Here is a 14049-nt window from a genome sequence, read left to right on the forward strand (position 1 = left end):
CCTGTGACTTTCGTCCGCCGTGTGCGATCGCGCCGTGACGACCGCTCAGCCGCGGACGATGCGTCTGAGTTTGCCGACCCGGGCGGCGATCTCCCGCTCGGCTCCGTGGGTGGTCGGCTCGTAGTAGTCGACGCCGACGAGCTCGTCGGGCGGGTACTGCTGCGCGAGGACGCCGTCGGGCATGTCGTGCGGGTACCGGTACCCGATCGCGTTGCCGAGTGCGCGCGCCCCGGCGTAGTGCCCGTCACGCAGGTGCGGCGGTACCGTTCCGGCCTTGCCGGCGCGGATGTCGGCCATCGCGGCGCCCAGCGCCGCGGTGACAGCCCCCGACTTCGGGGCGGTGGCGATGTGGATCGTGGCCTGCGCCAGCGCGAGCTGCGCCTCCGGCATCCCCACGAGCTGGACGACCTGCGCGGCGGCGGTCGCGGTCTGCAGTGCCGTCGGGTCGGCCATCCCGACGTCCTCGCTGGCGTGGATCATCAGACGGCGGGCGATGAACCGCGGATCCTCCCCCGCGACGATCATCCGGGCCAGGTAGTGCAGCGCGGCGTCGACGTCGGAGCCGCGCAGCGACTTGATGAACGCGCTGGTGACGTCGTAGTGCTGGTCACCGTCCCGGTCGTACCGGACTGCGGCCTTGTCGACGCTGGCCTCCACGGCGGCGAGGTCGACCACCGCGTCGCCGTGATGACGGACGGCGCCGCCGTCGCGATCCTGGACCGTCTCGGCCGCGGCCTCCAACGCCGTCAGCGCGCGCCGCGCGTCACCGCCGGCGAGCCGGATCAGGTGGTCGGTGGCCTCGCCGGTCAGGGTGACGGCGCCTCCCAGCCCGCGGGGATCAGCGACCGCGCGGTCGAGGAGCTGACGAACATCGTTGTCCGTCAACGACTTCAACTGCAGCACCAGCGACCGGGACAGCAGCGGAGAGACGACGGAGAACGACGGGTTCTCGGTGGTCGCGGCGACGAGGAGCACGATCCGGTTCTCGACCGCGGCGAGCAGTGCGTCCTGCTGGGTCTTGGAGAAGCGGTGCACCTCGTCGATGAACAGGACGGTCTGCTCCCCGGCCGTGAGCCGCCGACGGGCCAGGTCGATGACCGCGCGGACGTCCTTGACCCCAGCCGACAACGCCGACAGCGCTTCGAACCGGCGGCCGGTGGCCCGGGAGATCAGCGACGCGAGGGTGGTCTTGCCGGTGCCGGGTGGTCCGTACAGCATCACCGACGCGGCACCGGATCCCTCGACGAGCCGCCGCAGCGGCGCCCCGGGACCGAGGAGGTGGTCCTGGCCGAGAACCTCGCCCAGGGTCTGCGGGCGCATCCGCACGGCCAGCGGCGCGTCGGGGCGGGTCGGCGCAAGCCCCCCGGTGAGACCACCGGACGGCGCTTCCCGCTCGGTTCCCGGCGCCTCGAAGAGCCCGCTCTCCTCGGCGGGACCCAGCCAATCACTCACACCACCGAACCTACCCGGCTCGGCGTGGTGAACGGCCGCTGGGCGACGGGAGGCCGAACACCCCGTGAACTCTCCGCCGGACCGGGCCCGAGAGGTCGAACAGCGGTCCGGTTTCGGCTGTCATGCAGGGATGCCCGACATCGACCTCCCGGCCCTGTCCCGGCGCACCCTCCTGCGAGGCTCGACCCTCGCCGCGGGTGCCGCCCTGCTCGCGACCCGCTCGGCCGCCGCCGATCCGGTTCCCCCCTTCGCGCACGGCGTCGCGTCCGGGGATCCGTTGCCCGACCGGGTCGTCGTCTGGACCCGGATCACCCCGTCCCCCGACGCGGCGCCGGGGTCCGGCGCCGGAGCACCGGTGCCGGTGCGCTGGGAGGTCGCCACCGATCCCGGCTTCTCCGCGGTCGCGCGGTCCGGCAGCGTCACCGCGTCCCCCGACACCGACCACACGGTGAAGGTGGACGTCACCGGACTGACGCCCGCGACGACCTACCACTACCGCTTCACCGCCGCAGACGGCAGCCGTTCGGCGACCGGACGCACCGCGACCGCACCGGATGTCGACGCCGAGGTCGCGGACCTGCGCTTCGGCGTCGTGTCGTGTTCGAACTGGGAGGCGGGGTACTTCGCCGCCTACCGGCACCTCGCGGCGCGCGACGACCTCGACGCGATCGTCCACCTCGGTGACTACATCTACGAGTACGGTCGCGGCGAGTACGGGGCGCGTAGTGGATCGGTGCGCCTGCACGACCCCGCACACGAGATCGTCTCGCTCGCGGACTACCGGATCCGGCATGCGCAGTACAAGACCGACCCGGACCTGCAGGCGCTGCATGCCCGGTTTCCGTTCATCGTCACCTGGGACGACCACGAGACCGCGAACGACGCGTGGCAGGGCGGCGCGGAGAATCACACGACGGCCACCGAAGGCGACTGGGCGACGCGGTACGCCAACGGCAGGCGCGCGTACCTGGAGTGGATGCCGATCCGGGTGACCCGTCCCGACCAACCGCTGTACCGCCGGTTCCGTTTCGGCCGGCTGGCCGAGCTGTCGATGCTCGACCTGCGCAGCCACCGCGACGAGCAGGTGCCGGTCACGTCGACGTCCGTCGATTCGCCCGAGCGCAGCATCACCGGACGCGCACAGCTCGACTGGCTCACCTCCGGCCTGACGACGTCCCCGACGCGGTGGCGCCTGGTCGGCAACCCGGTGATGATCGCGCCGATCCTGTTGCCGCCGTTGGATGTGCGCACCACGCGGGCTCTGACGCAGACCGCGGGGCTGCCGAGCGCGGGCGTCCCGCTCAACGCCGATCAGTGGGACGGCTACGCGGCGGACCGGCGCCGGCTGTTCGACGCGCTGACCGGCAACGGCGTGACGAACACCGTCTTCCTCACGGGCGACATCCACTCGTCGTGGGCGGCCGAACTTCCGGTGGACGCCGCGGCAGTACCGGCGTCACCCTCGGTCGGCACCGAGTTCGTCGTCCCCTCGGTGACCTCGAAGAACATCGACGACATGGTCGGGGTGCCGCCGCGCACGGCCTCACCCGCGGTCGAGGCGGCACTGCAGGCGACGAATCACCACCTGAAGTACGTGGAGCTCGACTCGCACGGCTTCGGTGTGTTCGAGGTGACCGGCGCGCGGGCGCGCATGGACTGGTGGTTCCTCACCGACCCGACCGACCCCGGCGCGGGAGCCGGGATCGCCGCGAGCGTCGCGGTGGACGACGGCACGCAACGCCTGGTCGTCAGCCCCAGTTCTCCGTGAAGCGGGCTGCGATCTCGTGGGCGTGGTCGGCGATCGCGGCGTCCCTGGCGTGGTCGGCGAACTCGGCCAGTGCCCGCCAGCGCGCGATCAGCGCCTTGGACCGCGGCGCCGACAGCTGGTGCTCGCGGACCGCCGCGATGCGGGCGTGGTCCTCGGGCAGGAACCAGTACGTCGACAGCCACACCCACACGAGCTGGGCGTCGAGCAGACGCGCGGTCAGCGTCCGGTCGTCGCCGAGCTGCGGCCACATTCCGACCACCTCGGCGCGCCACGCCTCGACCATGGCCAGTGCCCGGTCGGTGGACAGTTCGAAGCTGCACAGGCAGCCGGGGAACGAGATCAGCGCGTACGCGATGTCCAGGGTGGCGTCGCGGAACCCGCCCCACTCGTAGTCGAGGAATCGGACGCCCTCGTCGTTGACGATGATGTTGTCGGGGCACAGGTCCGACGGGCTGAAGGCGCGGTGCCGACCGCCGTCGAACAGCGCCATGGCCCGCTCGGCGGCCGCGGCGACCTCGGCTCCGGGCGCGACACCGATCTCCTGGACGAGCATGCCGGGCAGCAGCGGGATGCTCGAGGCGACCTGGTCGGACACCACGTTGCCCGGTTGCGCGACACCGGAACGCCGCAGCAGTGCGGCGAAGTCCTCTTCACGCCCGACGGTGGCGGCGTGCATGCGTCCCATGGACTGGGCGAGGGCCATCAGCGAGTTGGTGACCGTCGACTCGTCGGGCCGGACGAGGAGTCGGGCGATCGGGGTGGCGTCACCGAGGTCGGTGAGGATCAGCAGGCGCACGGACAGGTCGTAGGCGATCAGGGACGGGCCGGGGCGGCTCTCGGTCGCCAGGGCGGTCGCGAACTGGTAGGACACCGCCTCCCGGAGGAACGCGGTGTCGGCGACCTCCGCGCGGTGACTGCCGCCAACGCTGAACGTGTCCTCGGGATACGCGGCGACACTGCGCGCGTGTGCCCGGTCGGACAACTCCCTGACCTGCTTGATCACCAGGGTGCGTGGCAACGAGAACGGATTCTCCGCGCATCGCACCCGGAGGACGACGGTGCGACCGCTGCCCCCGAGATCGACGGGATCGACGAGGGTCACCGGTGCACCGGTACGTCGCTCGAGCAGCCTCTCGGCTGCGGCAACCACCTCTGAAACTGGGTCGGCCAATAGTGCGGTCATATCGCTCACCAACCTACCTGCCCCTGCGGACACGGCGGGCGCCCTCGGCGATTCCGGCAGATTCCGAATCGATCACGGACACCGCCGACCTGCGCAATCTCCCGGGCCGACCAGGAGGAACGGACCACGACCTACGCCAGGTTGCGAAACGGTCACGGTCGGCCCGGGGGTGCACGGTCAGGACTCGGCCGGCTCCGGCGTGGCGTCGATACCCGACTCCTTGCGCTGCAGCTCGGTGATCGGCGCGGGCGCCTCCGTCAGCGGGTCGACGCCGCCGCCGGACTTCGGGAACGCGATGACCTCGCGGATCGAGTCGACACCGGCGAGCAGCGCGGTGATCCGGTCCCAGCCGAAGGCGATGCCGCCGTGCGGCGGGGCCCCGAAAGCGAAGGCGTCGAGCAGGAAGCCGAACTTCTCCTCCGCCTCCTCGTGCGAGATGCCCATCACCTTGAAGACACGTTCCTGAATGTCCTTGCGGTGGATACGGATCGAGCCGCCGCCGATCTCGTTGCCGTTGCAGACGATGTCGTAGGCGTAGGCCAGCGCCGACCCCGGGTCGGTGTCGAACGTGTCGATCGACTCCGGCTTCGGGGACGTGAATGCGTGGTGCACCGCGGTCCACGCGCTGTAGCCGAGCGCGACGTCGCCACCGGCGACGGCGTCGGAGGTCGGCTCGAACAGCGGCGCGTCCACGACCCACACGAAGGCCCACTCGTTCGGGTCGATGAGGTCCTGCTTGCGGGCGATCTCGCCACGCGCGGCGCCGAGCAGGGCCCGCGAGGCCTTCACCGTGCCCGCCGCGAAGAAGATGCAGTCGCCGGGCTTCGCGCCGACGTGGGCGGCGAGGCCGTCCCGCTCGGCGTCGGTCAGGTTCTTCGCGACCGGGCCCGTCAACTCCCCGTTCTCGCCGACGAGCACGTACGCCAGGCCCTTGGCACCGCGCTGCTTGGCCCACTCCTGCCACCGGTCGAGCTCGCGGCGCGGCTGGCTCGCACCACCCGGCATCACGACGGCGCCGACGTACTCGGCCTGGAAGACGCGGAAGGTCGTGTCCTTGAAGAATTCCTTGCACTCGACCAACTCGACACCGAACCGCAGGTCCGGCTTGTCGGATCCGTAGCGGCGCATCGCCTCCGCGTACGTCATGCGCCGGATCGGCGTCGTGATCTCGTGGCCGATCAGCTTCCAGACGTTCCCGAGGATCTCCTCGGCGAGGAGGATGACGTCGTCCTGGTTGACGAAGCTCATCTCGATGTCGAGCTGGGTGAACTCGGGCTGCCGGTCGGCGCGGAAGTCCTCGTCGCGGTAGCAGCGGGCGATCTGGTAGTACCGCTCGATGCCGCCGACCATCAGCAGCTGCTTGAACAGCTGCGGCGACTGCGGCAACGCGTAGAAGCTGCCCGGCTGCAGGCGGGCAGGGACCAGGAAGTCGCGGGCACCCTCCGGAGTGGACCGGGTCAGGGTCGGGGTTTCGACCTCGACGAACTCGTGGTGCGCGAGCACCTCGCGGGCCGCGGCGTTCACCTTCGAGCGGAGCCGGATGGCGTGCCCCGGACCCTCGCGTCGAAGGTCGAGGTAGCGGTACTTCAGGCGAGCTTCCTCGCCGGCGTTGTCGTCGAGCTGGAACGGCAGCGGCGCGCTCTCGTTGAGGACCTCGAGCCGTGTCGCGTTGACCTCGATGGCACCGGTGGGGATCTCGAAGTTCTGGTTGCCCTCGGGCCGCACCTCGACGACGCCGGTCACCTTGACGCAGTACTCGGCACGCAGCCGATGGGCCTGCTCGAGCACGTCGTCGCTGCGGAAGACCACCTGCGACACACCGGAGGCGTCACGCAGGTCGATGAAGATGACGCCGCCGTGGTCACGCCGCCGGGCGACCCAGCCGGTGAGGGTGACGGTCTGATCGGCCTGCTCGGCTCGCAACGAACCGGCGAGATGGGTGCGCAGCACGGGGTTCCTTTCACACTTTCCAGTCACACGGAAAATTCCGGGACTTCCTGCCTGGTGATCCTACGGAGGTGCCGGTGTGACGACACGGGCGCACCGGTGCAAATTCTGCGAGTCGTTGTCGTGGGAAGCTGAGACGGCAGTCCGGCGGGGTCGATCGCACGACCGCATTGCACGAGAGGTGACCATGACCTTCAACGAGGGTGCACGCATGGATTCGGGCCGCGTGCAGGTCGGTGGCGGTGGAGGCCGGGGCGGCAAGTTCGCGCTCGGCGGCGGCGCCGGCGGCCTGATCGTGCTCGTGCTGGCCCTGCTGTTGGGCGGCGATCCCGGCACACTGCTCGGCAACCTGGCGGGCTCGACCGACGACAGCGCGCAGATCGGGACGGGGCCGGTCGACACCCTGGAGAACTGCGAGACAGGAGCGGACGCCAACCGGGACGTCAACTGCCGGGTGGCGTTCACGGCGGCGAGCCTGAACTCGGTGTGGGGCGAGCAGCTCGGCACGCAGACCGGCACCGACTACGTCGCACCCGGCGTGATGCTGTTCTCCGGCGCCGTCAACACCGGCTGCGGCAACGCGACCAGCGACGTCGGCCCCTTCTACTGCCCCGCCGACTCGACCGCCTACTTCGACACCGGCTTCTTCCAGGTGCTCGTCGACCGGTACGGCTCGAACGCCGGACCGCTCGCCCAGGAGTACGTCGTCGCGCACGAGGTGGGGCACCACCTCCAGAACCAGCTCGGCGACATCGGGCGCGCGCAGGCCGATCCCCGGGGTCCCGAGTCGGGTGCGGTGCGTACCGAGCTGCAGGCCGACTGCTACGCCGGGATCTGGGCGCACTACGCGGACAACCAACCCGGTCCCGACGGCGGCGCACCGTTCCTGCAGCAGTTGACCGACTCCGACATCCGCGACGCGCTGTCCGCGGCGTCGTCGGTGGGCGACGACCGGATCCAGAAGGCCGCCACGGGCCGGGTGAACCCGGAGGGCTGGACGCACGGGTCCTCGGAGCAGCGGCAGAAGTGGTTCCTCACCGGTTACCGGACGGGCAGCGTCGACGCCTGCGACACCTACTCGGCCCGCGACCTGGACAACCCGGCCGCGCTGCAGCGCTGACCTCCTACCCGGAATCGTCCGGCGCGGGCTCGTCCCCCGACGCACCCTCCTCCCCCACGAGTTCGTAACGGCGACCGTAGGTTTCGACCAGCGCCTGGATGACCGCGACCACCGGCACGGACACCAGGGCACCGATCGCGCCGAACAGCGCGGCGCCGACGATGACGGACCCGAACGCGACCGCGGGGTGGATCGAGACCGTGCGCGAGGTGATTCGGGGATGCAGCAGGTAGTTCTCCACCTGCTGGTACGCGGTGCCGAACGCGACCACCCAGACTCCGTCCATCGGCTGTTGCGCCGCGGCGATGATCGCGGGAAGGGCGATCGCCAGGTACGTGCCGAGGGTCGGGATGAACTGGGAGACCACGCCGGTCCAGATGGCCAGCGGCAACCAGTACGGCACGCCGATCACCAGGAGGAAGATGCCGGTGGCGACGGCGCTGGCCGCGGCGAGGATCAGGCGGGACACGACGTATCCGCCGGCCTTCTCCACCGAGATCGCCCAGACGGTGGTGATGACCCGCTGCTGACGGGCGGGGAACCACCGCGAGATGGTCGCTCGCAGTTGGGGTCCCTGCGCGGACATGTAGAACACGAACAGCAGCATCGTCAGCGCCTGGAAGACGACCCCGACGAGTGTGGACACGAGACCGAGCACGGTCGGCGTGTACCTCTGCGCCAGGTCCTTGACGGTCTCCGGGGTGAGTTTCACGAGGTCGTCGCCGGTCGCGAAGTTCGTGTCGAACGTGCGGTTGGCCCACTCGGTCACCCGGGAGACCGCGTCCGGCAGCGCGGTGAGCAGCTGCGCCAGCTGTTCGGCGAGCAGGGCACCGAAGACCGCGAGGAACCCGATCGCCAACAGGATCAGCGAGAACAGCACGATGCCGGTGCCCGCACCCCGCCGCAGCCCGAGCCGCTCGAGACGGTCGACCACCGGTTCGATGGTGACGCTGGCGAGCCAGGCGAGGAAGAGGAGTCCGAGGAAGTTCCTCAGGTTGTGGAAGAGCCAACCGGAGAGCTGATAGGCCGCCACCGCGAGAAGCACGTAGAGGATTGCGGTGCGCAACCACCGAAGGCTGGCCCTGCGACGCGCGTCCGCAGCCGGATCCCGTTCTCCCGTCCCGCCGTCCACGCTCAGAATCTACCCGCCGATCCGCGACGCGGTTCTCAGAACAGCGTCAGCGGCGCGGCCCCGACGAGTTCCCGCGCGGGCGCAGGTGGCTCCTGCAGCCGGTGCCCGGCTCCTCCCCCGATCTGACGGACGGCACCGCCGCCGAGCTGACGGACGGCACCGCCGCCGGGCTCACGGACGGCACCGCCGCCGAGCCCGTGTTCGGCCACGAGCGGTTCCACGCGTCCCCGCAGCCACGACTTGTACTCGGGGGTGACGTAGGCGCCCCGGCCGTAGAGCTGGCGGTAGCGGCGGATGAGGGCCGGGTGGTGTTCGGCGAGCCAGTTCAGGAACCAGCCCCGGGTGCTGCCACGCAGATGCATCGGGAACACGGTCACACCGGTCGCCCCGGCGGCGGCGATCTCCCCGAGCAGGCCGTCGAGGTGGGCGACCCCGTCGGTGAGGTACGGGATCACCGGAGCGACCATGACGGTGCAGTCGAATCCGGCGTCGGTGATCGCGCGGATCAGCTCGAGCCGGGCGCGCGGCGACGGCGTCCCGGGTTCGATCGCCTTCTGCAGCTCGGGATCTCCGATCGCCAGGGACACCGCGATCGACACCGGCACCTGCCGCGACGCCAACGACAGGAGCGGAAGGTCGCGACGCAACAGTGTGCCCTTGGTGAGGATCGAGAACGGCGTTCCGGATTCGGTGAGAGCCCCGATGATTCCCGGCATCAGCCGGTACCGTCCCTCGGCCCGCTGGTACGGGTCGGTGCTGGTGCCGAGCGCGACCGGATCGCGCTTCCACGACCGCCGGGACAGTTCGCGGCGCAGCACCGCGACCACGTTCGTCTTCACCACGACCTGACTGTCGAAGTCGGCGCCCGCATCGAGGTCGAGGTACTCGTGGGTCGGCCGGGCGAAGCAGTACCGGCACGCGTGGGTGCAACCGCGAAAAGCGTTGACCGTGAAGCGGAACGGCAGAGTGGACTCCTCGGGGAGCTTGTTCAGCGCGGATTTGCACAGCACCTCGTGGAAGGTGACGCCCTCGAACTCCGGCGTCTGTACGCTGCGAACCAGCCCCGCCCGGGCCAGACCGGGGAGGGCGCCGTCGTCGATCTCCGCCTGCACGGCGTCGAGTGTCTGCCCCTGCCAACGCATGCAGATAGTCGAACATGTGTTCTAGGTCAAGTCAAGCCCGACCGGAAATCGCGCGGCCACCCGCTCGCCCGCTGCACAATGTGATCCATGACCTCGGCCGTGGATCCTCGCGTCCCGCACACCAGCACCGACGTCCTGATCGCCGGCGCCGGACCCGTCGGACTCGCCCTGGCAGTGCAGCTGCGGCGATCCGGCATCGACACCCTCGTCGTCGACCGCCGCGCCGAGCGTGCCCCGTTCGCGAAGGCCGTCGGCGTCTCACCCCGCACGCTCGAGGTCTTCGACTCGATGGGCATCGTCCGGGACGCCCTCGACGCGTCGATCACGATGCGGGGCCAGATCGCCCGCGTCGGCGACGCTCCGCCGCAGACGTTCGAGATGACACTGCCGGACTCGATCCCCTACCGGGCGATCGCACTTCCGCAGTACGAGACCGAGCGGATCCTCGCCGACGCGTTGACCGCGCACGGCGGCCGCGTCCTGCGCGAGGTCGAGCTGACCGGATTCGACCAACACGACGACACGGTCACCTCGACCCTGCACGGACCCCGTGGCCGATCGACGGTGTCGTCCCGCTATCTCGTCGGCTGCGACGGCGCACATTCGGTGGTACGCAAGACGATCGGCTCCCACTTCGAGGGCGACGCGTTCCCGGAGGAGTACATGCTCGCCGACGTCGAGGTCGACTGGGACCAGCCGGCCGGGTTCGCTGTGCGGACAACACATCTCGCCGACGGCACGATCGACGACCTGATGGTGGCGATACCGCTGCCCGGTCCGACGCGCCCCGGCCACCAGCGGTACCGCATCTCGATGCTCGTCCCGCCGGAGTTGCGCACCGACGCGACGGCGGGCGAGGTCGCGCACGGACTCGAGGGCGGTCGCGCCCCCGAACTGCACCACGTCCAGGCGGTCCTCGACCGGTTGGCTCCCGAACCTACGACGGCGTCGAACCTGCGCTGGTCGTCCGTGTTCCGGATCAGTCACCGGCTGGCGAGCCGCTACTCGCGCGACCGGGTGTTCCTCGCCGGCGACGCCGCGCACATCCACCCGCCGACGGGTGCGCAGGGCATGAACACCGGCATCCAGGACGCCTGCAACCTCGCCTGGAAGTTGGCGCTCGCCGTGCGGGGCCGCGCCGCGGACGGACTGCTCGAGACGTACCACCTGGAGCGGCACCCGGTCGGCGAGGAGGTGGTGGGCCGGACCGTCCGCAACGCCAGGGAGGGCATCGGTGCGGGCGAATCCGATCCGGCGGTGGTGATGTTGCGCGAGGCCCAGATGCTCGTCGCATACCCGGACAGTCCCCTGACCGCCGGAACCGGGCAGCGGGCTCCCGATGCCCGCGGCCTGGTGCAGGACTGCTCGACCGTGCCGCTGCGGGTGCACGACCTGCTGCGCCACACCGGGCACACGCTGCTGCTGTGGGCGTCGACGGCCGACGAGGTCGACACCCAGACCGCCCTGGCCGCTCGGGTCGCCGACCGGTACGGGGACCTGGTGCGGTGTTACGTCGTCACCGCCGGTGACGACGTAGACGCCTCCGGCGTCGTGTTCCGGGACGCCTCGGACGAATTCGCTGCCGCCTACTCCCCCGGTACCCGCTCCGGACACCTGGTCCGCCCGGACGGGTACCTCGGCTGCACACAGGAGTCGATCACGTTCGACGATCTCGCCGAGCACCTCTCCCGGACGTTCGCCTGACGCCGCGTCACACCCGACCGTCGACGATCGACTGCACGACGGCGCCGTAGCGGCGGATCAGCGTCTCGCCATCCACCACGTCGGGTCCGAGCAGGTCGAGGTGCCGCATGCCGGCGGCGAGGCCCATCAGTTCGGCGGTCACGAGCTGGGAGCGCAGCAGGTCCGGGGACGTGTCACCGATGCGGTCGGCGATCGCGGCGAGATAGCGGCGGCGCGTGTCGCTGCGCGCCGTCGCGGGATCCGCCGACTCGCGGATCAGGATCGGGACCATCGCCCACGGCTCGGGCTCGTCACCGTCACGACGTTCGACGATCCGCCGCACGAGTTGCCATCCGACCGGTTCCTCGACGGCGGTCGGCTGTTCGACCACCGCCGCGGTTCCCGCCTCCTCGAGCACGGCGGCCGCCGGGTCGGCGGCGGCGAACAGCTCGGCCTTGCTTCCTGTCAGCTTCATCACGAGCGCGGGCGAGCATCCCGCGGCGGCCGCGATGTCCTTGATCGTGGTCGCGGTGTACCCGCGTCGAGCGAACAGGTCGCGGGCGGCCGCCACGACGGTCTCGCGGGTCGAGGGGGTGCTCACCGGACACCCGCAGGCTGCAGTTCCTCGACCAGGTCGAGGTCGATCTCGGCCGGCTTGGCGAGCACCACGATCTGCCGGGTCGCGGTGCGCCGGTCGGAGCCGAGCACGGTGATCACGTACCGGCCGCCCGGTGGCTGCGCGAACTCGTAGGCGCCGTCGGTTTCCGTGACGGTGGTGGCCACGTATTCGCCGGTCAGCTTCACCAGGCTGACGACGGCGCCCGGGCACGGCAGCCCCGCGGCGGTGACGTGGCCACGCAGCCGCAGTCGCTGGCTGAGCACCACCAGGTGTTCGCCCGACGCGCCGTCGAAGTCCATCACCTGCGACCGGGGCGCCCAGCCGTCAGCGCTGGCGATCACGAGGTACGGACCGGGCGCCGGGAGGACCACGGAGAACTCTCCGGCGTTGTCGGCGCGACTCCAGTCGACGGGTTCCCCGGTGGTGCGCAGAACGGTGACGACGGCCTGCCGGATGGGTCGTTCCCCGGCGCTCTGCACGGTTCCGCTGACGACGAGCTCGTCGGGAGCGTGCTCGTCGGCGGCTTCGGTCGGCACGGGCGCCGTCGCGCCGACCGCACTGATCCGACGCGGGAGGAAGGAGGCGACCACGACGGCGGCGGCGGCCACGACGGCCGCCAGCCCGAAGATCACCTGGAAGGCGGTCAGGGACGGCGCTTCCCCACCAGCGATGTCGATCGTGATGCTGGTGAGGATGGCGGAGATGGCCGCGCTGGAGATCGAGGTGCCGACCGATCGCAGCAACGTGTTGAGCCCGTTCGCGGATGCGGTCTCGGTGATGGGGACGTTACCCATGATGAGCATCGGCATCGCCGCGTACGCGATCGCGGTGCCGGTGGTGACGAACATCGCGCCGAGCACGATCAGCAGGACGGATCCGGTGAGGAACACCCGGGTGGTGTAGGCGACGGCGAGGACGGCCGTGCCGATCACCAGCGTGTACTTGGCGCCGATCCGTCCGACCATCCGGCCGGCGATCGGCGCGAACACGACCATCATCAGACCGGCGGGCATCATGCACAGTCCCGCCGTCAGTACCGACATACCGTGCCCGTATCCGGTGTCGGTCGAGCCCTCGAGCTGCTGCGTGGTGGACATCATGTTGGCGTACATCGAGATTCCCACGAACAGCGCACAGATGTTCGTCAGCAGCACCGGCCGGCGCGCCGAGGTGCGCAGGTCGACCATCGGCTGGTTGACGCGCAGCTCGTACGGGAACCACAGAACGAAAGCGACCGCGGCGGTGACCAGGCACAACAGGGTCCGCTCGCTGGCCCAACCCCACGTTCCGCCCTTCGAGATGCCGAGGAGCAGTGCACCGAGTGCGGTGGACAGCAGGACCGCGCCCAGGAAGTCGAAGCGACCGGGAGTGCGGACGGGCGATTCGGGGACGACGACCCGGACCGCGACGAACAGCGCGATACCGGCCGCCGCCGAGAGCCAGAAGATCGCGTCCCACCCGAACTGCTCGTACATCACGCCCGAGAGCGGCAGGCCCAGCGCGGATCCGACGCCGAGAGTGGCGCTCATCATCGCGGTCGCGCCCGCGACCTTCGACTTCGGCAGTTCGTCACGCAGGATGCCGATGCCGACCGGGACGAGTGCGGAACCCAGTCCCTGCAGGCCCCGCCCGACGAGCACGGTGAGGAACGTTCCGCCGATCGCGGCGAGCAGCGACCCGGCGACCATCGCGACCAGCGAGAGCAGCATCATGCGGCGCTTCCCGAACATGTCGGCGAGGCGGGAGACGATCGGGGTCGCGACCGCGGCAGCCAGCAGCGTCACGGTGACCAGCCAGGAGGCGGTTACGTAGTCGATGCCGAGGATCGACGGGAACTCGTGCAGCAGCGGGATCACCAGGGTCTGCTGCAGCGCGACGACGATGCCGGACATGCAGAGCACTGTGGTGAGCAGGCCGGTCGACGACCGCACCGTTTTCGTTTGAGTGGACAACGGCTACTCCGAACTGCGCGACCGGGCGCAACGACAGGAAACCCGGGGGTG

General features: G+C 70.4%; 10 protein-coding genes. 3 read left to right on the plus strand and 7 right to left on the minus strand.

Going from position 1 to position 14049, the window contains the following annotated elements:
- Positions 1 to 45: 45 nt before the first annotated feature.
- Positions 46 to 1452 (minus strand): replication-associated recombination protein A, encoded by a 1407-nt coding sequence (locus ACFYVR_RS01940; RefSeq protein WP_387469032.1) that lies wholly within the window; start codon positions 1450 to 1452, stop codon positions 46 to 48.
- Positions 1453 to 1582: 130 nt separating this feature from the next.
- Between ACFYVR_RS01940 and ACFYVR_RS01945 the strand changes: the two genes are divergently transcribed.
- Complete coding sequence (locus tag ACFYVR_RS01945) at positions 1583 to 3220, plus strand: alkaline phosphatase D family protein (RefSeq protein ID WP_387469034.1); 1638 nt, start codon at positions 1583 to 1585, stop codon at positions 3218 to 3220.
- Here ACFYVR_RS01945 and ACFYVR_RS01950 read toward each other — a convergent pair.
- On the minus strand, positions 3201 to 4403 hold the full coding sequence (locus ACFYVR_RS01950; protein WP_387469036.1) for a phosphotransferase family protein: 1203 nt from the start codon (positions 4401 to 4403) through the stop codon (positions 3201 to 3203). The genes ACFYVR_RS01945 and ACFYVR_RS01950 overlap by 20 nt on opposite strands.
- A gap of 177 nt (positions 4404 to 4580) precedes the next feature.
- The gene (aspS, locus tag ACFYVR_RS01955; RefSeq protein WP_387469038.1) at positions 4581 to 6353 is read right to left on the minus strand and encodes an aspartate--tRNA ligase; all 1773 of its coding nucleotides are present in this window, start codon (positions 6351 to 6353) and stop codon (positions 4581 to 4583) included.
- 184 nt (positions 6354 to 6537) lie between these two features.
- Between aspS and ACFYVR_RS01960 the strand changes: the two genes are divergently transcribed.
- Positions 6538 to 7470: a neutral zinc metallopeptidase gene (locus ACFYVR_RS01960; protein WP_387469040.1), complete on the plus strand. Its 933-nt coding sequence runs from the start codon at positions 6538 to 6540 to the stop codon at positions 7468 to 7470.
- A gap of 4 nt (positions 7471 to 7474) precedes the next feature.
- On the opposite strand, the gene ACFYVR_RS01965 is transcribed toward ACFYVR_RS01960, so the two are convergent.
- Together ACFYVR_RS01965 and ACFYVR_RS01970 are read right to left on the minus strand one after the other, a co-directional pair.
- Complete coding sequence (locus ACFYVR_RS01965; protein ID WP_387469042.1) at positions 7475 to 8602, minus strand: AI-2E family transporter; 1128 nt, start codon at positions 8600 to 8602, stop codon at positions 7475 to 7477.
- Positions 8603 to 8637: 35 nt separating this feature from the next.
- Complete coding sequence (locus tag ACFYVR_RS01970; RefSeq protein WP_387469044.1) at positions 8638 to 9744, minus strand: Rv2578c family radical SAM protein; 1107 nt, start codon at positions 9742 to 9744, stop codon at positions 8638 to 8640.
- Between the two features lie 87 nt (positions 9745 to 9831).
- Between ACFYVR_RS01970 and ACFYVR_RS01975 the strand changes: the two genes are divergently transcribed.
- Positions 9832 to 11448, plus strand: a complete 1617-nt coding sequence (locus tag ACFYVR_RS01975) for an FAD-dependent monooxygenase (protein WP_387469046.1) — start codon at positions 9832 to 9834, stop codon at positions 11446 to 11448.
- A gap of 7 nt (positions 11449 to 11455) precedes the next feature.
- Here ACFYVR_RS01975 and ACFYVR_RS01980 read toward each other — a convergent pair whose 3' ends face one another.
- Together ACFYVR_RS01980 and ACFYVR_RS01985 are read right to left on the minus strand one after the other, a co-directional pair.
- Positions 11456 to 12028, minus strand: coding sequence for a TetR family transcriptional regulator (locus tag ACFYVR_RS01980; protein ID WP_387469048.1), 573 nt, complete (start codon positions 12026 to 12028; stop codon positions 11456 to 11458).
- A complete protein-coding gene (locus ACFYVR_RS01985; protein ID WP_387469053.1) occupies positions 12025 to 13938 on the minus strand; it encodes an MFS transporter in 1914 nt (637 codons plus the stop codon). Before ACFYVR_RS01985 ends, ACFYVR_RS01980 begins: the two co-directional genes overlap by 4 nt.
- Between the last annotated feature and the right edge of the window lie 111 nt (positions 13939 to 14049).

The organism is Rhodococcus sp. NPDC003318 (genome assembly GCF_042879035.1).
Classification (GTDB): Bacteria; Actinomycetota; Actinomycetes; order Mycobacteriales; family Mycobacteriaceae; genus Rhodococcus_G.